The organism is Leucobacter sp. wl10 (assembly GCF_003569785.1).
Taxonomy (GTDB): domain Bacteria; phylum Actinomycetota; class Actinomycetes; order Actinomycetales; family Microbacteriaceae; genus Leucobacter.
In genome coordinates, this window is the sequence record NZ_KZ983991.1 from 56,225 (window position 1) to 75,648 (window position 19,424).

Genomic DNA, 19,424 nt, shown 5'->3' on the forward strand with positions numbered 1-19,424 from the left:
TCACTTCCGGTTCGCGATCGCTTGGTCGAGCGCATCCGTGAGATCGCTGACCGTCTTGGGCTGGAGCAGCTCGCCGTCGAGGAAGAACGTGGGCGTCCCCTGGACGCCGAGCGCGAGGCCCGCATTGTGGTCCTCGTCGACTCGGGCTTGCATCTTCGGATCGGCGATATCCCGATCATAGGCCTGCATGTCGAGACCGATCTGCTCAGCATAGCTCCGGATGAGGGCCGCCTGCGAGTCCTGCTTCTCCGCCCACTCGGGCTGCGACTCGAACAGCTTGCGGTACATCTCTTCGAACTTGCCCTGCTGAGCGGCCGCCTCGGAAGCCAGGGCCGCGTTCACCGAGTTCGCGTGGTTCGTGATGAAGTGCCGCGCGACGTAGGTGATCTTGCCGTCGTACTGCTTGCGGATATCCTCGATGACCGGGTAGACGCCCCCGCAGGCCTCGCACTCGAAGTCGAGGAACTCGACCAGCACGGGCGCGCCCTTTCCGGCGTCGTCGAGCACGTGCGAGTTCTCCTGCACCATCGGCACGCTTTTCTGTCCCGATCCCGAGCCCGATCCCGAGCCCGATCCCTCGGCCGCCGGTTGCGGGCCGGACTGGCTGAGCACCGCGATGAGGATGAAGATCAGGAAGACGAGCAGAACGGACGGGATGGTGATCAGCGCGGCCTTCATCGAGGTGCTGAGCTTTTTCCTCGGCGGTCGTCCGGTGTTGGAAGTCATGGAGTTCCCTTCGTGAAGCGAGGCGGTTGCGCCTGTTCGGCGATGGCCGACAGATGAGTGTCTCGGAGTTGTTCGACGGCGCGCTCGAGGCCGGGGTCCTCACCGCGGGCGAGGCCCGCGTACTCGAGCCTGACTCTGCGCCGACCGGTCACGGGGTCGGCGAAGGAGGCCTTGACCCAGACCCGCCTGCGAGGCACCAGCAGACCGGTCAGCATCCCGCCGATGGCCATGATCGAGAAGACGAGCACCCAGGCGCTCCCGGGGTCGCGCTGGATCTGCAGCGACGCGAATCGCCGCACCGGCTCGTCGGCCCCCTCGGTCTTGGTGAGGTCCTCGAAGGTCACCGTTCCCATGCCGTTCGGAAGGTCGCCGGTCTCGCCGGGCCTGAGCTCGATCGAATCGACCCCGGTCTTCCCCCCGGTGAGCTGCGTCATGCTCTTCGTGTCGAGTTGGTAGACGGAGCGGGGCGTTCCATCGTCGATGCCGAGGTTGCCGGAGAACACGTTGAAGGTGATGAGCGGGTTGATGAGATCGGGGAACACCGAGGTGTAGGCTCCGGTGTCGAGCTCGTCCTGCGTCGGGTAGAGGAAGCCGATGAGGCCGATCTGCTCGGGCAACCCGTCGGGAACCTTCACGATGCCGAGCGAGGTCATAGCTGCGTCCTGCGGCAGGAACGGAAGCGGCTCCTGATAGACGATCTCGCCGCCGGCGTTGCGGACGGTGATCATCGGGGCGTATCCGTTTCCGAGCAGATAGATGCGGTCGTTCACGACCGTGATGGGCCAATTGACCCGCACGGTCTCCGTGCGCTCCTCATCCGGCGCGGGACCCCGGACGGTGAGGTTCGCGGCGAAGTTACCGGCCTGCCCTGCGCCCGGCCTGCCGGGTTGCACGTAGTCGACCCCGAACTCATCGAGGCTGAGCGTGTAGGGGGGCAGCGAATTCGTGTCGAACAGCTGACCCGCCGTGAAGGACGAGTAGGAGCTCTGGGCATTCACGAAGGTGGTGCCCGAAACGATCACCCGGTCGCCGGTGTAGCTGAAGAAGCTGCTGACGAGCACCGTCACGAGGATGCCCACGAGTGCGATGTGGAAGAGGAGGTTTCCGCTTTCGCGCAGGTAGCCGCGCTCCGCCGACACCGACCATGAGCCGTCGGTGTCGTAGCGCGCCACCCGGTAACCCCGGCGGCGCAGATCACGCTCTGCGATCGCCGCGGCCTCTGCGACATCGGAGTCGGGCACGCGTGCGCCGCCGATGCTCAGCTCGCGCGACGAGTAGCCCGCCATGCGCTGCAGCCGAACCGGGGTTCGCGGAGGTCGGGCGCGGAGCGCCTTGGCGTGGTGCTTGATCCGGGGAATGATGCAGCCGATCAGCGACAGGAACAGCAGCAGGTAGATCGCGGAGAACCAGGCCGAGCCGTAGACGTCGAACAGCTGCAGATTATCCAGCACCGGCGCGAGCTCGGGCTGATTTCGGAAGTACTGGACGACGCCGTTCGGGTCGGCGCGGCGCTGCGGCACGAGCGATCCGGGAATGGCCGCGACCGCCATGAGCAGGAGCAGGAACATCGCGACGCGCATACTCGTGAGCTGACGCCAGCCCCACCTCAGCCATCCGCGCCACCCCAGTGTGAGCTCGGCGGCCTTTCGGCCGTCGCCGTCGATGTGGTCGACGGGGCGTGCGGGATCCCTTTCCCGTTCAGAGAGGGAGCGTGACATTGAGCATCACCCCCTGCATGACCGACATGAGCCTGCCCCAGACGCCGGTCACCATCAGCAGACCGAGCAGCACCAGCATGCAGCCACCGGCGATGTTGACGACGCGGATGTGGCGGCTCAGGAACGAGACCGACCTCGTGGCCCACCCGAGGCCGAGGGCGAGAAGCAGGAACGGGATGCCGAGGCCCAGGGAGTAGGCGACGCCGAGGAGCCCGGCGCGGACGGGGTCGCCCATGTTCCAGGAGACCGACATGATGGCGGCGAGCGTGGGCCCGATGCAGGGCGTCCAGCCGATACCCAGCGCGAGTCCGAGCAGCGGCGCGCCCGCGAGACCCATCCGCTCCCGGAACCGGGGGCGGACCGTGCGCTGGACTCGGCGGAACACGCCGACGAAGGCGAGGCCCATCAGAATGACCACGACCCCCAGAATCCTGGTCGCGATGTCGGAGTAGGCGATGAACACCCGCCCGAACACGCCGCCCAGCACGGTGACCGCGACGAAGACGACGGTGAACCCGGAGATGAACAGCAGAACTCCGATCAGGAGCCGGCGCCTCGTCGCCCGGCTCCCGTCCGAGCCCGCGCCGCCGGCTCCCGCCGGGGCGACGGACGAGCCCAGGTATCCGAAGTAGCCGGGTACGAGCGGCAGCACGCAGGGGGACGCGAAGGAGACGAGCCCCGCAAGGGCGGCGATGAGGAGCGCCATCCAGAGCACGCCGTCGAAGACGAGATCGGTCGGAGTCATGAAGTCTCCTTGAGCGTGTCTTCGACGAGCGTGCTGAGCACCGAGGCCGACTCCAGCTGGCCGATGATACGCGCCGCTACCCGGCCCTGCCGGTCCATCACCAGCGTGGTCGGCGTAGCCTGGATCGGCGTGACACCCGCGAACGCCTGCTTGACGCGGCCGTCGTTGACGTCGATCACGCTCGGATAGCTGATCCCGTTCTCCTCGGCGAACGCGATCGCGGTGGCCGGCTGGTCGTAGATGTTGATGCCGAGGAACTTGACCCCATCTTTCTTATACTTCTGCCACGTCTCCTCCAGGAAGGGGGCTTCCGCGATGCACGGCCCGCAGGCCGCGTACCAGAAGTTCACCACGTACACCTGCCCGGCGTAGTCCTCGCTCGAGACCTTCTTGCCGTACTCCGTGGTGCCGCTGAAGCTCACGGGCGTGCCGCGCTGATCCGCGGGGATCTCGACGACTCGTCCATCGGCGCTACCCGACCGGCCGCTGTTCTGCTGGTACTGGTTCGCGAGCGACGACGTCGACGTGCACCCCACCAGCCCGAGACTGATCGCGGTCGCCGCAAGCAATGCGGCGGACAGCAGGATCGTCTGCTTCGGTGTCCTCAAAACTTGTTACTCCTCGTTCCTCAACGCTGGGTTCCGGGCCGAGTGTGGACACACCGACCCGTTTCTGCCGCTCTTGCAGCACAGTGAAGACTCAGATGCGGAGAAGATTCAGCTCGAGCAGGCCGAACCGATGCTTTCCGCGATGTCCGAACCCCGGCGAGAAGACGATCGGTGCGGGGCGCGACCGCAGCCGCTGGAGCCGCATCGGCCGAGAGCGCCGGGCGAAGAAGAGCACGGTCGCCAGTGCGAGCCCGCACAGCAGTCCGAGAATGCAGGTGATCAACCCGATCATCGAGGTGGTGCCGGCGAGATCGGCCATGGGCACGGCGACGACCTGCTCTTCGGGGGTATCGATCGATGTGGAAACCGAGACCTGCGCGGGATCGGCGGCTCCCAAATCGTCGGCGTGAACCATGCCCCACAATCCCAGGAGCATGAGGATCGCGGCGATCGTGACCGCCGCGATCCTCACCGTGAACCGCCGCCGCGTCGAGCGGTCGGTGCGGATGGCTGAGAACACACCCCGATTGTAGCAGGGGGGTCCCCGACGAGAATGTGAATGTACTGATCCGTGTCCCACGTCGCCGTCCTATCGCAGAGCGATGAGCAGGCTCAGCAGCCCCATCACGAGCGTGTACGGGGCCAGGGTCATTCTCTCGTGCCTGCTCGCCGACAGCAGGCTCAGAATCGCGCTGAACCCGAGATGCGCGACGATGAGCCACATCACCCAGAACGAGAACTCCCGGGGCAGCACCGCGATGGCCCCGGCCCGGTCGAACGCGATGAAGCCGATGAACAGATACCTCAGCACCGCCGATGCGGCGGCGAACCGCAGACCGAGGGGAAGGGTCGTGTGCGCACCGCCCCAGGCGAACCTGCCGAGCGGCGCGCCGCAGGCCAACGCGATCTGAAACACCGAGAGGATCGCGAGCATCGACGTCAGCACCGCCGCCACCGCCGTCATCGTTCGTTCCCGTACTTCTCGGCGAGGTACTCGTTGTAGGCGTCCAGCTCGGCGTCCTCCTTCGACTGCAGGCGCTTCGCCTTCCGCAGGTCGCTCTTCCGCCACTTCGAGAGGGTCACGACGAGCACGATGATCAGGGGCAGCTCGCCGTAGGACCACACGAGTCCGCCCCCGATCGCCTGGTCAAGCGCCCGGGTCATCCCCCAGGCTTCGGGGTCGTCGGCGTACCAGCTGAACATCGCCCCGGAACTCATCAGCAGAATGAGGCCGAAGACCGCGTGGATCTGGATCTCGATCCCCACGTCCGCCATGCGCACCACGTAGGACGGGTTGCGCGGCAGGGGGTCCAGCGACCACAGCGGCGCCCCGGCGATGACGCCGAACAGGAGGAACATGGTGAGCAGAAGCGGGTGGCCGCCCGGAAGGGAGAGGAACCAGCTCACCGCGTCGCTGAAGTACAGCGTCGGGAACGCGAGAGCGGCCACCACGATTGCGATGGCCGGGTGCAGCAGCACCATTGCGGTCCTCGAGCGGTACCCGCTCAGCGCGGCGCGCAGAACCGGGCGGCCCAGCCCCCGGCGAGGCGTCGCCTTCAGGAGCAGACGGCCCGGCGACCCCATGAGCAGGAGCGGGGGGACGGCCACCATCAGCGTGATCTGCTGGAAGAGCAGCACCGAGACCAGGTCTTCGGCGTACCGGTTGACGCTGAGACCCGTCGCGGTGAACCAGGCGAGGCACCCGAGCACGAAGGAGAACGTGCCGCCCACGGTCCAGCCCCTGCGAGACACCCACAACGAGATCGCCCCGGTCAGATAGGCGACGAGGCACGCCACCGCGAGCCACGCGAGCGGCGAGGCGCTCGCCGGATCGAACTGGAACAGGGCGCTCAGCTCGAAGCTGCCCTTCTCGGGGTTCACGTGTCGAGATATCCTTACAGACGGGGCCGGCGAGCCACCGGTCGAGACGCGTTACTTCGAGTTCTTCGCGATGAAAGGCAGCGGGTCGATCGGTTGGTTCTCCAGCCGGAGGATCATGTGCAGGTGAGCCCCGAACGCCATACCGGTCTCACCGACCAGGCCGGCCTGATCGCCGCCTTTGACCCTGTCACCGACCTGATAGGAGTGCGAGTTCGCCTGCATATGACAATACCGGCTCGTCACGGCCTGACCGTTGACCTTGTGCTCCACGGACAGCGCGAATCCGCACCCGTCCGTCGCGAACCCCGCCTCGCTGACCACGCCGTCGCCGACGATCCGGATCGGGGTCCCGGCTCCGGCGCCCATGTCCTGGGCCTCGTGGAACTGGGCGACCGGTGCCGTCCGGTACCCGAACGGATCGGTGAGCGGCACCTCGGAGTCGAACGGGTACCGCAGTTTGGTGTCCTTCAGCCCGGCGAGTGAGAGGTTCGGCTTGCCGTCGGCTCCCATCGGGGGCGCGGTCTCAACCGCTGGAATCGACTCTGGCAGCACGATGTCGGAGGTGGTGGTGCCTCCGGTGCTCATGAGCTGCGGCTGACTCGACGCGGACGCCCCGTCCGCGATGAGCGCGTTGCTCGCGGGCACGACGGTGCCCGCGACCAGGGCCCCCGCGCAGGCGAGCGCCGAAGTCCCCGCGATGACGCGGCGCAGCGCGCGCCGCGTCCCGGACGCGCCGCGGCCGGAACCCGGCGCTTCCCCGTGCGCCGCCGGTCCGGTCGGCCCGCCGAGTCCGGGCCGGTAGCGCGGAGACGGCGTCAGGAACGCCTCCTCGCCGACCGGAATCGACTCGCCCCTCATGGTGCGGCGAGAGGGATAGGGCTTCGAGGGCGCCTCCCCGCCGGTACCGCGCTCGCGAGAGGGAGTACCGCCGTGCCCCTGATCCTTCAAAAGATCGCTCCGATCACGAGGGCGCCGAATCCTGCGGCGGCGACCGTCAGCAGCACGGCTGCCGTGACGAAGTAGAGCGGCTTCTTCAACTGTTCGAGCATGTGATTCAACTGGTCTTTTCTGTATTCATCGGATGGGAGGGGCTCGTCTGAGCATGCTCAGTAGGCGCCTCCGGAACTGGATGGGGAGCCTCGGCGCAACGCGCGCACCGACGGGATTCATGACGTTCGGGCGCGCCCCTGCGGAGGCTCCGGGCCTCTCCTTCGAGTGTTGCTCGGCGGGATCAGATCCGGCTGACCGCGAAGAGCAGGTACAGCGGCCGCCGCCGAACGGACGGGGAGCCGACGGGGCCGGCCCGCTCCCTGCGCGGTACGACCAGGATACTCTGCAAGGATCTGAGCGCGAGCGGCGCCAGCAGCGCCAGTGCGATGAGGAGGGCGATCGCGCAGAAGATGAGCAGGTCGAGACGCCCGGCGCCCGCGGGCTCGGAGGCCGCCCCCGAGCCCTGCTCGAGCACGGCCTCATGGGCCGTGGCAGGAGACGCATCGGGCTCCACCGCCTCCACGACCGACTGGGGCACCGCGGTGGCGGCGGCCGCGTAGCTCACTGACTCCGAGCCGTGCAGCCGCACGCCGATGAGGCCGAGAACAACGAACGATGCCGCCCAGACGAGAACCAGGATCGCGCGACTCGAAAACGGACGCCTCGGCGAAACGGGCACACTCACGGAACGAACACCTCCCCAGGTCTCTTTATAACAAAATAGCATCGAAACCTGAGATCGTCACGAAGTCCGGTCTCGGCGGGGCCTCCCGGCGGGCACCCGGGCTCCGCCAGGAGGTTCACGATCCGCGATGATCCGGCTCACGTCTCGCTGCTCACATCGGCGAGCACCCGCGGCCAGCGGCGATCCAGAACTCGTCCTCCGAGCAGCACGCCGGCCCAGACGGCTGCGCCCCCGAGCAGGAGCCCGCACGCCAGGCTCACCCAGCCGAGCGCGGGCACCCACAGCGCGGCGATCGCGAAGCCCAGAGCCGGTCCGCCGACGGCGAGCGTGACCGGGAGGAGGACGAGCATCGCGAGCATCGCCTGCGCCCCGCCGGAGGAGCCGCGGCCGAACGGGTTCGCGCCCGGCGCGGGGGCTCTACCGGGGAGATACGCTCCGACGAGGGAACCCGCCCCGGCGGCGGCGAGCGACAGGCCGAGCGACGCGCCGAGGCTCGCGGGCAGCAGCTCGGGAGCGCCTGCCAGCAGGCAGGCGACGACGCTGAGGACGACCGTGAGCGGAACCGCCAGGACGCCGATGCCGAGCATTCTGCCGGCGCGATCTGCGGTGCCGCTCACGCCGGAGACGATGTGGAGCGCGACCGCGTCGTTGTCGTAGGCGATGTCCATCTGCACGATCGTGCAGACCATGAGCGCGTTGACGGCGGGCAGCAGCACCACTGCGGGGCCGAAGGAGAAGCCCTCGGACTGCACCGTGTTCACGGCCAGCGCACCGAACATGATGAGCGGGAACACGAGGAGCATCATCGCGTTGACGAGGTGGCGCGGATCCCGGCGGCGGTAGCGGAGAGATCGCGCCGCGATCGCGCCGACGGGCGAGGCCGGGAGCACCCGGTCGATGAGACCCCCGGAACGGACCCGGCCCCCGCCCCCGCCGCTCGAGACCGGGGCGACCAGTCGCGCCGCCAGCAGCCGCTCCGCGAGGAACCAGAGCGCCGTGACCGTGGCGAGCGCGATCGCGAGGCGCAGCACCGCGGCGGCCCAGTCGCCGCCCGCGATCGCGGCGGGGACGCCGAACGCGGCTCCGAGCGGGGTCCACCCGAGCGCTTCGGCGAGAGCCGCGAAGCCCTCCCAGGGGCTGCTCAGGCCCCTGATCGCGGCTCCCAGCAGGTTGAGCAGCACGCCCGACGACGCGATCAGCAGCACGCCCAGGGTCAGCACGAGGTCGCGGGTGCGGCGACGCGCGAGCCACCCCGCGAGCGCCCCGCTGACCACCCTGGCTCCGAGCACGCACACCGCCAGAGCCAGCGGAGCGAGCAGAATCGCCGCCACAGCCGCCGCCGGGCTGACCGACCACCCGGCGAGCATCATCAGCAGCGCGAGAGCGGTGCCGATGCCGCCGACCGTGGTCCCTCCCGCCACGACGAGACCGGGAAGCAGCCTCCGAGCCGGCACGGGCAGCAGGGCGAAGCGCTCGGTCGCGAGGGAGTCGTCGGCGCTGACGAGGATCGATCCGACCCACCACGCGGCGGTGATCGCGGACCCGACGAGCACGAGCGTCACCATCGCGACCTCCGGCGCGGTGGTGCGCAGGACGAGGAGCAGGATCGAGAGCGAGCCGAGCATCCCCAGGGCGAGCATCCCGCTCAGCACCAGCGCGACGATGAGCCACGGGTTCTTGCCCAGCTGATGGCCGAGCTGCCGCCACCGCAGGCCTATCAGGAGCGCAACCACGTCAGCGTCTCCTCCCCCAGGTCGTGCGATCCGACGAGGCCGAGGAACCGCTGCTGCAGGCTCATCCCGTCGCGCACCTCGTCGAGGGTTCCGTGGGCCAGGAGTCTTCCCTCCGCGAGGATCGCGACGCGGTCGCAGAGGGATTCGACGAGTTCCATCACGTGGCTGGAGAGCACCACCGTGCCTCCGCCCGAGACGAAGGCGCGCAGGATCTGGCGTATGGTCTCGCCCGAGACCGGGTCCACGGCCTCGAGGGGCTCGTCGAGGATCAGCAGCCGCGGGGCGTGGATGAGGGCGCAGGCGAGGCCGATCTTCTTCTTCATGCCCGCCGAGTAGTCTACGACGAGCGTGCTGCCCGCCTCCGCCAGCCCGAGCGCGTCGAGCAGCTCGACGGAGCGCGTCGCCACTTCCGCCTCGTCCATGCCGCGCAGCAGGCCGTTGTATCGCAGGAGCTCCGCCCCGGTCAGCCGATCGAACATGCGGATCCCGTCGGGCAGCACCCCCATCCTCGCCTTCGCCGCGGGCGGATCCCGCCAGACGTCCGCGCCGAGCACCCAGGCCGTTCCGGCGTCAGGCTGCAGCAGGCCCGTGGTCATCGCCAGCGCCGTGGTCTTGCCCGCGCCGTTCGGCCCGAGCAGCCCCAGCATCGAGCCCGCGGGCACATCGAGGGTCAGATCGTCGACGGCGACCCTGGGACCGAATCGCTTGCGGAGGTTGCGGAGCGCGAGGACGGGCGGCGGCGGTTCGGAGAGGGACATGCCTCCATCTCATCACCATCGGGCGCCCCGCGCCTCCATCGCGCGAGGGAGTGTCGCCCTCCGTGTCGCGCGCCTCCGAGCGCTCCGGACACCGCCGCGCCCGGCCCGTGAGCGCCGCCTCGTGCGATTCTTCCCGATATCCGCGAGGATGGGAGCATGAACGAAGCTTCTACGCCGCAGCCCCACCCCGGCGAACAGCACGTATCGGGTATCGGCCAGCGGCTCAACTGGTTGCGGGCGGGGGTGCTCGGAGCCAACGACGGGATCGTGTCGACCGCTGGCGTGGTCATCGGCGTCGCCGGCGCGACCCCGAACAACCCGCTGGCGATCGCCACGGCAGGCATCGCAGCCCTCGTCGCCGGCGCGTTCTCGATGGCGGGCGGCGAGTACGTCTCCGTGAGCACCCAGCGCGACACCGAGAAGGCGATCATAGCCAAGGAGAAGCGCGAGCTCGCCGAGATGCCGGAGGAAGAGCTCGAGGAGCTCGCCGGGTTCTACCGGCAGCGCGGTCTGTCGGACGACCTCGCACGCCGGGTCGCGGCGGAACTCACCGCCAAGAACGCTCTCGCAGCGCACGCCGAGGTCGAACTCGGCATCGACCCGGACGAATACACGAGCCCCTGGGCGGCCGCGGTCTCGTCGTTCCTCGCGTTCACCGCCGGCGCGCTCATCCCGCTCGTCATGATCCTGCTGCCGTTCGGCGAGCAGCGGGTCTGGATCGCGGCGCTCGCCGTGGTGATCGGTCTGGTGCTCACCGGGTGGATCAGCGCCGACCTCGGCGATGCGCCCCGGGGCCGGGCGATCCTGCGAAACCTGACGATGGGCTCGGCGACGATGATCGCGACGTACGTGATCGGCGTGATCTTCGGCGTCGCCGTCGACTAGAGACGGGGGTCATCGCCGCTCAAGTGCGGGAGCTGACGGCCGCGGTCCCGTGGATCGGGCAGAGCGTGACCGCGTCGCCGGTGAGCGCGAGCATCTGCTCCGCGGCCGACAGCAGCTCGACGAGGGCCTCCGGGTGCTTCAGGGAGTAGAGCGAGGCTCGCCCTTCCGGCCGCGAAGTGACCATATCGGCGTCCTTGAGACAGGCCAGGTGCTTGGAAACGGTGCTCTGAGACAGACCCAGATGGCCGACCAGGTCGACGACGCGGTGCTCGCCGAGCTGCAGGTGCTGCAGGATCACGAGCCGGTTCGGATCGCTGAAGCTGTGGAACAGCGAGGCGGCGGGGATCACCGCCGTCACCTCCGCGACGACCGCTTCGGTGTGCATTTCACTCGATTTCATCGCCATTTTTCGATGATATCCCATCGCCCGTACCGGTGTCCATATCGCGCTCGCCCGCCATCCGCCGGTTCTGCAGTTCGTCGACCAGCACCCTCGTGTTCTCGGAGTAGTCGATGGGGGCCGCGACGACGTGCACACCGCCGGCCGCGAACGCCCGCTCCAGCACGCCGCCCAGGTCCGCGATATCGTCCACCCGGTGCCCGGTCGCGCCGTACGCGCGCGCATAGGCCGCGAAGTCGGGATTCCGGAAAGTCATGCCGTAGTCGGCGAGTCCTTCCACGGCCTGCTTCCAGCGGATCATGCCGTAGGCGCCGTCCTCGAGGACCATCACGACGAGATCCAGCCCGAGACGCACCGCCGTCTCGAGTTCCTGGCTGTTCATCATGAACCCGCCGTCACCGCACACGGCCATCACCCGCCGCCCGGGGTACAGCATCGCGGCCGCCATCGCCGAGGGCAGCCCGGCGCCCATGGTCGCCAGCGCGTTGTCCAGCAGCAGCGTGTTCGCCACGGTGGTGCGGTAGTTGCGGGCGAACCAGATCTTGTACATGCCGTTGTCGAGGGCGACGACGCCGTCGGGCGGCATGACCCGACGAACCTCGTGCACGATGCGCTGCGGCGTGAACCGGTCCTCCGTCGCCCGCTCGGCGATCTTCGCGAGGATCCCCTTCCGCAGCGGCAGCAGCGCCTCCGCGTTGGGCACGTCGCCCTCGAGGAGATCGCCGAGCGCTCGCAGGGTGGGCTCGAGGTCGCCGACCACCTCCAGCTGCGGGAAGTAGACCTGCTCGACGACGGCGGGGCGGAAGCCGATGTGGACGACCGTCTTCGCCGGGTCGCTCATGGCGAACGGGGGCTTCTCGCTCGTGTCGTGGCCGATCGCGATGATGACATCCGCCCGCTCGATCGCGTCGTGGACGTAGTCCTTCTCCGTCAGCGCCGCGGTCCCCATGTACAGGTCCGTGGTTCCGGAGACGGTGCCCTTCCCCATCTGCGTGGTGAAGTAGGGGATCCGCATCCGGGCCACGAAACCGGACAGCGCGTGGCAGCATCGCGGACGGGAGGCGTCCGCGCCGAGCATGATGAGCGGCCGCTCGGCGCGCCTGATCACGTCCGCGGCATCGGAGATGGCCGCCGGACACCCCACCGGCTGCTCGGTGCGATGGGGCGGGATCAGGCGGATCTCGCCGATCGGCGCCGCGGAGACGTCCTCCGGGAGCTCGAGGTGGACCGGGCCGGGCCGTTCGGCCTGCGCGACGCGGAACGCCTCGCGGGTCAGCGTCGGGATCATCGCCGCAGAGGCGATCTGCCTGGCCATCTTCGTGAGCGGGGTCATCGCCGCGACGGTGTCGACGATCTGGAAGCGGGCCTGGGCGGCCGAGAGGATCGCCTTCTGCCCGGTGATCATGACCATCGGCATCCCGCCGAGCAGCGCGTAGGCGGCTCCGGTGGAGAGGTTGAGCGCACCGGGCCCGAGCGTGGTGAGGCACACCCCCGGCCGGCCGGTGAGGCGGCCGTGGGTGGCCGCCATGAACGCCGCCGCCTGCTCGTGACGCGTGACCACCAGCTCGATGCTCGAGCGGCGGATCGACTCGACCAGGTGCAGGTTCTCCTCCCCCGGCAGCCCGAAGACGCGCTCGACCCCCTCGTTCTCGAGCGCCCTCACCAGCGCGTCCGAAGCTGTCAGTTCCATGCCTCGCCTTTCACGCGGTGCCGGTGCTCCGGACCGCCCGTGATGCAGTCGCCATCGCCGTGTCGTCGTCGCGGTCAGGGGTGCCTGATGCCGGCCGGTTCGTCGTCGCTGAGGTGCCTGGTCTCGATCTGGAAGGTCGAGTGGCGCACGGAGACGTCGAAGTGCTCGGCGACGCACGACTTGATGTCGTGGAGCACGTCTGGGGCGTGGCCGTCGGTGAAGCACTCGTCCTCGACGACCACGTGCGCGGTGATCGTCGGCAGGCCGGTCGCGACGGTCGAGGCGTGCAGGTCGTGCACGTCGATCACGTGCGGCAACTCGAGGATGTGCGCGCGAACCTGGTCGAGATTCAGGCCCTTCGGCGTGAACTCCATGAGCACGCCGGTGGTCTCGCGCATGAGCTTGAAGGCCCGCGGCACGATGAGAGCGGCGATGAACAGACCCGCGACCGCGTCCGCCTGCTGGAACCCGGTCGTGGCGATCACGATGGCCGCCACGATGACGCCCACCGAGCCGAGCGCGTCGTTGAGGACCTCGAGGAACGCCGCCCGCATGTTGAAGTTCGCGCCCCTGCTCGAAGACAGGATCACGATCGCGACGATGTTCGCGGCGAGGCCGATGATGCCGAAGATCAGCAGCTCCATGGCCGGGACCTCCGGGGGCTCGAACAGGCGCCGGACGCCCTCGATCGCGGTGTAGAACCCCACCACGAGCAGCAGCGTCGCCTGCCCGAGCGCCGCGATCACCTCGATGCGACGGAACCCCCAGGTGCGCTTCGACGTCACCGGTCGCAGCATCAGCGTCGCGGCGATCAGGGCGACCAGCAGCCCCGAGGCGTCGGTGGTCGCGTGAGCGGTATCGGTCAGCAGCGCGAGGCTGCCGGTGACGACCGACCCCACCGCCTGCGCGACGACGATCGTCGCCGTGATGCCGAAGGCGATCATCAACTTCTTCCGATAATCGCCGGGGTGGCCGGCGATCTCATCCACGGCAGGGCCGTGATCATGTCCTGCGCCCATGAGGGAACTCCATTTCTGCGTGCAATCAGACGACGACGATAACATCGTTCGATATCGATATTAGGGGGCCTCCCCGTTTTCTCGCAATCCCCGAGGAGCACGGCTTCGACGCGGGGGATCGCTTGCCGGAATACCCTTGCGGGGTATATCGTTGAGTTCGACAGGTACCCCCTCGGGGTATATACGAAGCGAAAGGACGCGTGATGGCGAAGAACGAGTACCAGGTGACGGGCATGACCTGCGGGCACTGCGAGATGTCGATCCGCGAGGAGGTCGGCGAGGTCGAGGGCGTCACGGACATCGAGGTCAGCGCCCAGACGGGCCGGCTCGTGGTCTCCGGCACCGGCGAGATCGACGACGCGCAGGTGCTCGCGGCGGTCGAGGAGGCCGGGTACCGGGCGGTGCGCGTCTGATGAACGCGGCCGGACGGCTCGCCCTCTACGGGGCCGGGCTGGCGGTGGCGTTCGGCGGGGCCTTCGGGCTCGCCGGCGTCCTCGTTCCCGACAGCCTGGTCGAGGCATGGTCCGGGCAGAGCGGGATGAGCGATCACGGCGAGGGAGCGGACGAGATGACGGCGCAGCGATCCGGCGGGATGGACCACCCCGCCGATGGAGGCCCCCCTCCCGCGGGGATCCGGGCCGCTTCCGATCCGGCCTACCCGGTGGGCACCGAGGTGGTCCTCGCCGCCGATCACATGCCCGGTATGGACGGGGCGAAGGCGACGATCTCCGGAGCCTTCGACACGACGGCGTATTCGGTGACGTACACGCCGACCACGGGCGGCGACCCGGTAACCGGCCACCGCTGGGTCGTTCACGAGGAACTCGAGGCCCCCGGCCCGGCGCCGCTGGCCGACGGCACGGCGGTCGTGCTGCGGGCCGAGCACGCGGCGGGCATGCAGTCGGCAGCGGCGACGATCGAGAGCTCGACCGACGAGACGGTGTACATGGTCGACCTCGAGGTGGACGGCATGCGCATGACGAATCACAAGTGGGTCGTCGAGAGCGAGATCCGACCCGCCCGGTGATCGGGCGAGTCGGGTCGCATCGCAGGAGCGGAAGGTAGGGAACAGGATGAGCGCATCAGCGCCACGGACGGGCGGCCCGGACATCGAGTTGGAGATCGGCGGGATGACCTGCGCCTCCTGCGCGAACCGGATCGAGCGCAAACTGAACGGGCTCGACGGCGTTCGGGCGACGGTCAACTACGTCACCGAGAAGGCGAAGGTCACCGTGCCCGAGGGGTACGACCCTCAGCTGCTGGTCGCCGAGGTCGAGAAGACCGGGTACCGGGCCGCCCTCCCGCAGCCGAAGGACCCGAAGACGGCGTCGCCGACGTCGGACGGCGGCGCGGGCGGGGACGACCCGGAGCTCGCGTCGCTCAGGCAGCGGCTGATCGGGTCGGTCGTGCTGACGGTGCCCGTGATAGCGATGGCGATGATCCCCGCCCTGCAGTTCACCTACTGGCAGTGGGCGTCGCTGGCGCTCGCGGCTCCGGTGATCGTGTGGGGGGCGTGGCCGTTCCACAGGGCCGCCTGGGCGAACCTGAAGCAGGGCACGGCGACGATGGACACCCTCATCTCTATGGGCACGTCCGCGGCGCTGCTGTGGTCGGTGTACGCGCTGTTCTGGGGCACCGCCGGCACTCCGGGGATGACCCACGCGTTCGAGTTCGCCATCGCCCCGTCGGACGGGGCGGCGAACATCTACCTCGAGGTCGGGGCCGGGGTGACGATGTTCATCCTCATGGGCCGCTACTTCGAGAAGCGCTCCAAGCGCAGAGCCGGCGCCGCCCTGCGCGCGCTGCTCGAGCTGGGCGCGAAGGAGGTGTCGGTGCTGCGCGACGGCGCCGAAGTGCAGATCCCGACCGCGGAGCTGCGGGTCGGCGACGAGTTCGTGGTGCGCCCCGGCGAGAAGATCGCGACCGACGGCACGGTCGTGTCGGGAACCTCCGCCGTGGACGCGTCGATGCTCACCGGCGAATCCGTGCCCGTGGAGGTCGCGGAGGGCGACCCGGTGACCGGCGCGACCGTGAACGCGGGCGGCAGGCTCGTGGTGCGCGCCACCCGCGTGGGCGCGGATACGCAGCTGGCGCAGATGGCGAAGCTCGTCGAGGACGCGCAGACCGGCAAGGCCGAGGTGCAGCGCCTGGCCGACAAGATCTCGGGCGTGTTCGTACCGATCGTGATCGCGATCGCGGTCGCCGCCCTCGGGGCGTGGCTGGGGGCCGGCTTCCCGGTCGCGGCGGCGTTCACGGCGGCGGTCGCGGTGCTCGTGATCGCCTGCCCGTGCGCGCTGGGGCTCGCCACCCCGACCGCGCTGCTGGTCGGCACCGGGCGCGGTGCGCAGATGGGCATCCTCATCAAGGGGCCCGAGGTGCTCGAGTCCACCCGCAAGGTCGACACCGTCGTGCTCGACAAGACCGGCACCGTGACCAGTGGGAAGATGGCCCTGGTCGCCGCGATCGCCGAGCCCGGTGCCGACCGGGAGCAGCTGCTGCGCTTCGCCGGCGCGCTCGAGAACGCCTCGGAGCACCCGATCGCGCGGGCGATCGCCAAGGGAGCCGCGGCTGAGGTTGGCGAACTTCCGGTGCTGGATGACTTCGCGAGCGTCGCGGGCAAAGGCGTTCAGGGCATCGTGAACGGCACCGCGGTCGTGGTCGGCCGCGAGTCGCTGCTGGCCGACTGGTCGCAGCGCCTCTCCCCCGAGGTCTCCGCGGCCAAGGCGCGCGCCGAGAGCGAGGGCAAGACCGTCGTCGCGGTCGGCTGGGACGGGCGGGCCCGCGGCATCCTGATCGTGGCGGACACGGTGAGACCGACGAGCTCCGAGGCGATAGCGGGGCTGAAGCGGCTCGGCCTCACTCCCGTGCTGCTGACCGGAGACAACGAGGCGGTCGCCAGGCAGATCGCCGCGGAGGTCGGCATCGAAGAGGTGATCGCCGAGGTGCTGCCGCAGGACAAGGTCGCCGTCGTCTCCCGCCTCCAGAGCGCGGGGAAGGTCGTGGCGATGATCGGGGACGGCGTCAATGACGCTCCCGCGCTCGCGCAGGCCGACCTGGGGCTCGCGATGGGCACGGGCACCGACGTCGCGATCGAGGCGTCGGACCTGACGCTGGTGCGGGGCGATCTCCGGGCCGCGGTCGACGCGATCCGGCTCTCCCGCAAGACGCTGTCGACGATCAAGAGCAATCTGTTCTGGGCGTTCGCCTACAACACCGCGGCGATCCCGATCGCGGCCCTCGGCATGCTCAACCCCATGCTCGCGGGCGCGGCGATGGCGTTCTCCAGCGCGTTCGTGGTCGGCAACAGCCTCCGCCTCCGCGGCTTCAGGAGCGTGATCGGGTGATCGGCGCCTCTGATCCGCACGCCGCGTCCCTCTCCCGATCGCGCCCGGAGCCGGTACTCTGGCATCGGCGGGGCTCGTCCTGCCGGTGCCGATCGCTCGCAACGGACGACGCGACGCATCGACCTCCCCCGATCCCGGCTGCCGCGGCCGGTCCCGAACGCGAGAAGTAAAGGACATGCTCATGGCTCCCCAGCACGAACCCGACCCGAACGGTCCCGATACGCACCACCACGGCTACATCAGCGATCAGAGCCGCTACATCAGTCGGATGAAGCGGATCGAGGGCCAGGCTCGCGGCATCGCCAAGATGATCGACGAGGAGAAGTACTGCATCGACATCCTCACCCAGATCAGCGCTCTCACCCGGGCGCTGCAGGGCGTGGCGACCGGGCTGCTCGACGACCACCTCAGGCACTGCGTCCTCGACGCCGCCAAACAGGGCGACGCGGCCGCCGAGGAGAAGCTCCGGGAAGCGTCCGACGCGATCAACCGACTCGTCCGCTCCTGACGGGGCTCGATGCCCTGCGCACGGCCGGCGGTCGGCGCTCAGCCGGCATCGAAGCGCTCGGGCAGCGGGAGATTGCCGACCCCGCTCACCCGCACCTCGTCGAGGCCCTGCCAGGCGGCGGCCCGCGCGAGCAGCTCCGCCGCGGCCTCGGCCGTGCGCGCCGGGGCGCGGTCCTCGCGCCAGGCGGCCTGCACGAGCAGCGCTCCCCCGTTGTCGGACCGCTTCGCGCGATCCGCCTTGAGGTCGATGCGCCCCGCGAGCCGACCTCCCACCATCAGCGGCAGGCAGTAGTAGCCGAAGCGGCGCTGCTCCTTGGGCGTGTAGATCTCGATGCGGTAGTGGAAGTCGAACATGCGCTCGGCACGGGGCCGGAACCACACGACGGGGTCGAACGGCGTGAGCAGCGCGTCGGGAGCGAGCCGGGACGGCACGCGTGCGTCCCGGTGCAGCCACGCGGGCTCGGGCCTGCCCGCGCCGTTCGTCCACCCCGCGACGCGCACCGGGAGCAGCGCACCGCACTCCTCGAGCGCCCGTGCCGCTACGCGGGCGTCGGCGGTCCTCAGCCGGTGGTAGTCGGCGAGGTCGGCGAGCGTGGCGACGCCCAGGGCGCGCGCGGCGCGTTCGACGAGGATCCGCTGCGCGTCCGCCCTCGGAACGGGCCCGAGCGCCTCCGCGGGCAGCGCCTGCTCGGCGAGCGCGTAGCGGCGCTGGAAGCCCTCGCGTCCGGTCGTGGCGACCTCGCCCCAGGCGAAGAGCATCTCGACGGCGCGCTTCGTGTCGCTCCAGTCCCACCACGGGCCCCGACCGCCCCGCGGCCCCTGCTCGAGCTCGCGCACGAATCGCGGGCCCTCGTCGGCGAGCCGCCGGCGCACCCTCCCCGCCGTCTCGGCGAGCGCCGCGGCGCGCCCGTCCCTGAGGTGCCGCTCGCGGTACTCGTCCATGCGCCACCCGAACAGCGCGCGATCCCGCACGGGCACGAACGCCGCCTCGTGCGCCCAGTACTCCGTGAACTCGCCGCTCCCCCACAGGTGCCGATCGAGCGCCGAGGGATCGTAGTCGCCGTGGCGGGAGAACACGGGCAGGTAGTGGCTGCGCGCGAACACGTTGACGGAGTCGATCTGCAGCACGTGCAGCGCGCCGAGCGCGGAGTCGAACGGGCGGCGCCTGCGGAGCCGAGGCGCGTTCGCGAACCCCTGCGCGGCCAGGGAGACGCGGCGCGCCTCGGCGGCGCTCAGAGAGTCGCGGATCGGCACCGTCGCGGCTTCAGCGCTCAGGCGAACCAGAGCGCGAGCTCGCGCTCCGCGGAGAGCGTCGAGTCGGAGCCGTGCACGAGGTTCTGCTGCACGTTGAGCCCCCAGTCGCGTCCGAGGTCGCCGCGGATCGTACCGGGGGCAGCGGCGGTGGGGTCGGTGGCCCCCGCCAGCGACCGGAATCCTTCGATGACGCGGTTGCCCTCGGCGCGCACGGCGACGGTGGGGCCGGAACTCATGAACTCGATGAGCGGCTCGAAGAACGGCTTGCCCTCGTGCTCCTCGTAGTGGGCCACGAGCAGTTCGCGGTCCGCGCGCACCATTCGCAGATCGGCGATGCGGTATCCCTTCGCCTCGACGCGGCGCAGGATCTCCCCCGTGAGGCCGCGGGCCACGCCATCGGGCTTCACCAGGATGAGGGTCTCTTCGGTCTGCGGCTGGGCAGCTGACATGCGGGCTCCTTCGTGGGTCGGGCGGTGCGGGT

At 69.6% G+C, this 19,424-nt stretch carries 21 protein-coding genes; 5 read left to right on the forward strand and 16 right to left on the reverse strand.

What is annotated here, in order from left to right; translation table 11 throughout:
• The 11 genes from D1J51_RS06410 to D1J51_RS06460 all read right to left on the reverse strand — a co-directional run bounded on the left by D1J51_RS06410 (position 1) and on the right by D1J51_RS06460 (position 9,844).
• Complete coding sequence (locus D1J51_RS06410; protein WP_205547775.1) at positions 1–726, reverse strand: DsbA family protein; 726 nt, start codon at positions 724–726, stop codon at positions 1–3.
• On the reverse strand, positions 723–2,444 hold the full coding sequence (locus tag D1J51_RS06415; RefSeq protein ID WP_119074361.1) for a cytochrome c biogenesis protein ResB: 1,722 nt from the start codon (positions 2,442–2,444) through the stop codon (positions 723–725). Before D1J51_RS06415 ends, D1J51_RS06410 begins: the two co-directional genes overlap by 4 nt.
• Positions 2,425–3,189, reverse strand: a complete 765-nt coding sequence (locus D1J51_RS06420) for a cytochrome c biogenesis CcdA family protein (RefSeq protein ID WP_119074362.1) — start codon at positions 3,187–3,189, stop codon at positions 2,425–2,427. The genes D1J51_RS06415 and D1J51_RS06420 overlap by 20 nt, the downstream gene beginning before the upstream one ends.
• A complete protein-coding gene (locus tag D1J51_RS06425; protein WP_240422979.1) occupies positions 3,186–3,797 on the reverse strand; it encodes a TlpA disulfide reductase family protein in 612 nt (203 codons plus the stop codon). Before D1J51_RS06425 ends, D1J51_RS06420 begins: the two co-directional genes overlap by 4 nt.
• A gap of 91 nt (positions 3,798–3,888) precedes the next feature.
• Positions 3,889–4,317, reverse strand: a complete 429-nt coding sequence (locus tag D1J51_RS06430; RefSeq protein ID WP_119074363.1) for a hypothetical protein — start codon at positions 4,315–4,317, stop codon at positions 3,889–3,891.
• Between the two features lie 69 nt (positions 4,318–4,386).
• Positions 4,387–4,761 (reverse strand): hypothetical protein, encoded by a 375-nt coding sequence (locus D1J51_RS06435; protein WP_119074364.1) that lies wholly within the window; start codon positions 4,759–4,761, stop codon positions 4,387–4,389.
• Positions 4,758–5,678, reverse strand: coding sequence for a cytochrome c oxidase assembly protein (locus tag D1J51_RS06440; protein ID WP_119074365.1), 921 nt, complete (start codon positions 5,676–5,678; stop codon positions 4,758–4,760). The genes D1J51_RS06435 and D1J51_RS06440 overlap by 4 nt, the downstream gene beginning before the upstream one ends.
• Positions 5,679–5,729: 51 nt before the next feature.
• Complete coding sequence (locus tag D1J51_RS06445; protein WP_119074366.1) at positions 5,730–6,536, reverse strand: M23 family metallopeptidase; 807 nt, start codon at positions 6,534–6,536, stop codon at positions 5,730–5,732.
• A gap of 373 nt (positions 6,537–6,909) precedes the next feature.
• Entirely contained in the window at positions 6,910–7,353 is a 444-nt protein-coding gene (locus D1J51_RS06450) for a hypothetical protein (RefSeq protein WP_162903697.1), read from the reverse strand.
• Between the two features lie 137 nt (positions 7,354–7,490).
• Positions 7,491–9,086 (reverse strand): hypothetical protein, encoded by a 1,596-nt coding sequence (locus D1J51_RS06455; protein WP_119074368.1) that lies wholly within the window; start codon positions 9,084–9,086, stop codon positions 7,491–7,493.
• Complete coding sequence (locus tag D1J51_RS06460; protein WP_119074369.1) at positions 9,071–9,844, reverse strand: ABC transporter ATP-binding protein; 774 nt, start codon at positions 9,842–9,844, stop codon at positions 9,071–9,073. Before D1J51_RS06460 ends, D1J51_RS06455 begins: the two co-directional genes overlap by 16 nt.
• Before the next feature lie 156 nt (positions 9,845–10,000).
• Between D1J51_RS06460 and D1J51_RS06465 the strand changes: the two genes are divergently transcribed.
• Positions 10,001–10,729 carry a VIT1/CCC1 transporter family protein gene (locus D1J51_RS06465; protein WP_119074370.1) on the forward strand — a complete coding sequence of 243 codons (729 nt, stop codon included), beginning with the start codon at positions 10,001–10,003 and terminating at the stop codon, positions 10,727–10,729.
• A gap of 19 nt (positions 10,730–10,748) precedes the next feature.
• Here D1J51_RS06465 and D1J51_RS06470 read toward each other — a convergent pair whose 3' ends face one another.
• The 3 genes from D1J51_RS06470 to D1J51_RS06480 form a co-directional block, all read right to left on the reverse strand.
• On the reverse strand, positions 10,749–11,129 hold the full coding sequence (locus D1J51_RS06470) for an ArsR/SmtB family transcription factor (RefSeq protein WP_240422981.1): 381 nt from the start codon (positions 11,127–11,129) through the stop codon (positions 10,749–10,751).
• Complete coding sequence (locus D1J51_RS06475; protein WP_119074372.1) at positions 11,116–12,819, reverse strand: acetolactate synthase large subunit; 1,704 nt, start codon at positions 12,817–12,819, stop codon at positions 11,116–11,118. Before D1J51_RS06475 ends, D1J51_RS06470 begins: the two co-directional genes overlap by 14 nt.
• 74 nt (positions 12,820–12,893) lie before the next feature.
• Positions 12,894–13,838, reverse strand: coding sequence for a cation diffusion facilitator family transporter (locus D1J51_RS06480; RefSeq protein WP_119074373.1), 945 nt, complete (start codon positions 13,836–13,838; stop codon positions 12,894–12,896).
• Positions 13,839–14,041: 203 nt separating this feature from the next.
• Here D1J51_RS06480 and D1J51_RS06485 point away from each other — a divergent pair, with 203 nt between their 5' ends.
• From D1J51_RS06485 to D1J51_RS06500, 4 genes are all read left to right on the forward strand, one after another.
• Positions 14,042–14,251 carry a heavy-metal-associated domain-containing protein gene (locus D1J51_RS06485; RefSeq protein ID WP_119074374.1) on the forward strand — a complete coding sequence of 70 codons (210 nt, stop codon included), beginning with the start codon at positions 14,042–14,044 and terminating at the stop codon, positions 14,249–14,251.
• Positions 14,251–14,865 carry a YdhK family protein gene (locus tag D1J51_RS06490; RefSeq protein ID WP_119074375.1) on the forward strand — a complete coding sequence of 205 codons (615 nt, stop codon included), beginning with the start codon at positions 14,251–14,253 and terminating at the stop codon, positions 14,863–14,865. The genes D1J51_RS06485 and D1J51_RS06490 overlap by 1 nt, the downstream gene beginning before the upstream one ends.
• Positions 14,866–14,911: 46 nt before the next feature.
• The gene (locus tag D1J51_RS06495) at positions 14,912–17,182 is read left to right on the forward strand and encodes a heavy metal translocating P-type ATPase (RefSeq protein ID WP_119074376.1); all 2,271 of its coding nucleotides are present in this window, start codon (positions 14,912–14,914) and stop codon (positions 17,180–17,182) included.
• 181 nt (positions 17,183–17,363) lie between these two features.
• Entirely contained in the window at positions 17,364–17,690 is a 327-nt protein-coding gene (locus D1J51_RS06500; protein ID WP_205547777.1) for a metal-sensitive transcriptional regulator, read from the forward strand.
• 38 nt (positions 17,691–17,728) lie between these two features.
• Here the strand turns inward: D1J51_RS06500 and D1J51_RS06505 are convergent, their stop codons facing one another.
• Both D1J51_RS06505 and ndk read right to left on the reverse strand, forming a co-directional pair.
• Positions 17,729–18,943 carry a winged helix-turn-helix domain-containing protein gene (locus D1J51_RS06505; RefSeq protein WP_240422984.1) on the reverse strand — a complete coding sequence of 405 codons (1,215 nt, stop codon included), beginning with the start codon at positions 18,941–18,943 and terminating at the stop codon, positions 17,729–17,731.
• Between the two features lie 17 nt (positions 18,944–18,960).
• Complete coding sequence (gene ndk, locus D1J51_RS06510; RefSeq protein WP_119074378.1) at positions 18,961–19,392, reverse strand: nucleoside-diphosphate kinase; 432 nt, start codon at positions 19,390–19,392, stop codon at positions 18,961–18,963.
• Positions 19,393–19,424 lie beyond the last annotated feature (32 nt).

Bases quoted from the DNA above. Each gene is read 5' to 3' on its own strand.
- D1J51_RS06410 (WP_205547775.1), bottom strand. From the start codon at position 726: ATGACTTCCAACACCGGACGACCGCCGAGGAAAAAGCTCAGCACCTCG.
- D1J51_RS06415 (WP_119074361.1), bottom strand. From the start codon at position 2,444: ATGTCACGCTCCCTCTCTGAACGGGAAAGGGATCCCGCACGCCCCGTC.
- D1J51_RS06420 (WP_119074362.1), bottom strand. From the start codon at position 3,189: ATGACTCCGACCGATCTCGTCTTCGACGGCGTGCTCTGGATGGCGCTC.
- D1J51_RS06500 (WP_205547777.1), top strand. From the start codon at position 17,364: ATGGCTCCCCAGCACGAACCCGACCCGAACGGTCCCGATACGCACCAC.
- D1J51_RS06465 (WP_119074370.1), top strand. From the start codon at position 10,001: ATGAACGAAGCTTCTACGCCGCAGCCCCACCCCGGCGAACAGCACGTA.
- D1J51_RS06460 (WP_119074369.1), bottom strand. From the start codon at position 9,844: ATGTCCCTCTCCGAACCGCCGCCGCCCGTCCTCGCGCTCCGCAACCTC.
- ndk (WP_119074378.1), bottom strand. From the start codon at position 19,392: ATGTCAGCTGCCCAGCCGCAGACCGAAGAGACCCTCATCCTGGTGAAG.
- D1J51_RS06470 (WP_240422981.1), bottom strand. From the start codon at position 11,129: ATGAAATCGAGTGAAATGCACACCGAAGCGGTCGTCGCGGAGGTGACG.
- D1J51_RS06435 (WP_119074364.1), bottom strand. From the start codon at position 4,761: ATGACGGCGGTGGCGGCGGTGCTGACGTCGATGCTCGCGATCCTCTCG.
- D1J51_RS06475 (WP_119074372.1), bottom strand. From the start codon at position 12,819: ATGGAACTGACAGCTTCGGACGCGCTGGTGAGGGCGCTCGAGAACGAG.
- D1J51_RS06495 (WP_119074376.1), top strand. From the start codon at position 14,912: ATGAGCGCATCAGCGCCACGGACGGGCGGCCCGGACATCGAGTTGGAG.
- D1J51_RS06490 (WP_119074375.1), top strand. From the start codon at position 14,251: ATGAACGCGGCCGGACGGCTCGCCCTCTACGGGGCCGGGCTGGCGGTG.
- D1J51_RS06480 (WP_119074373.1), bottom strand. From the start codon at position 13,838: ATGGGCGCAGGACATGATCACGGCCCTGCCGTGGATGAGATCGCCGGC.
- D1J51_RS06485 (WP_119074374.1), top strand. From the start codon at position 14,042: ATGGCGAAGAACGAGTACCAGGTGACGGGCATGACCTGCGGGCACTGC.
- D1J51_RS06445 (WP_119074366.1), bottom strand. From the start codon at position 6,536: ATGAGGGGCGAGTCGATTCCGGTCGGCGAGGAGGCGTTCCTGACGCCG.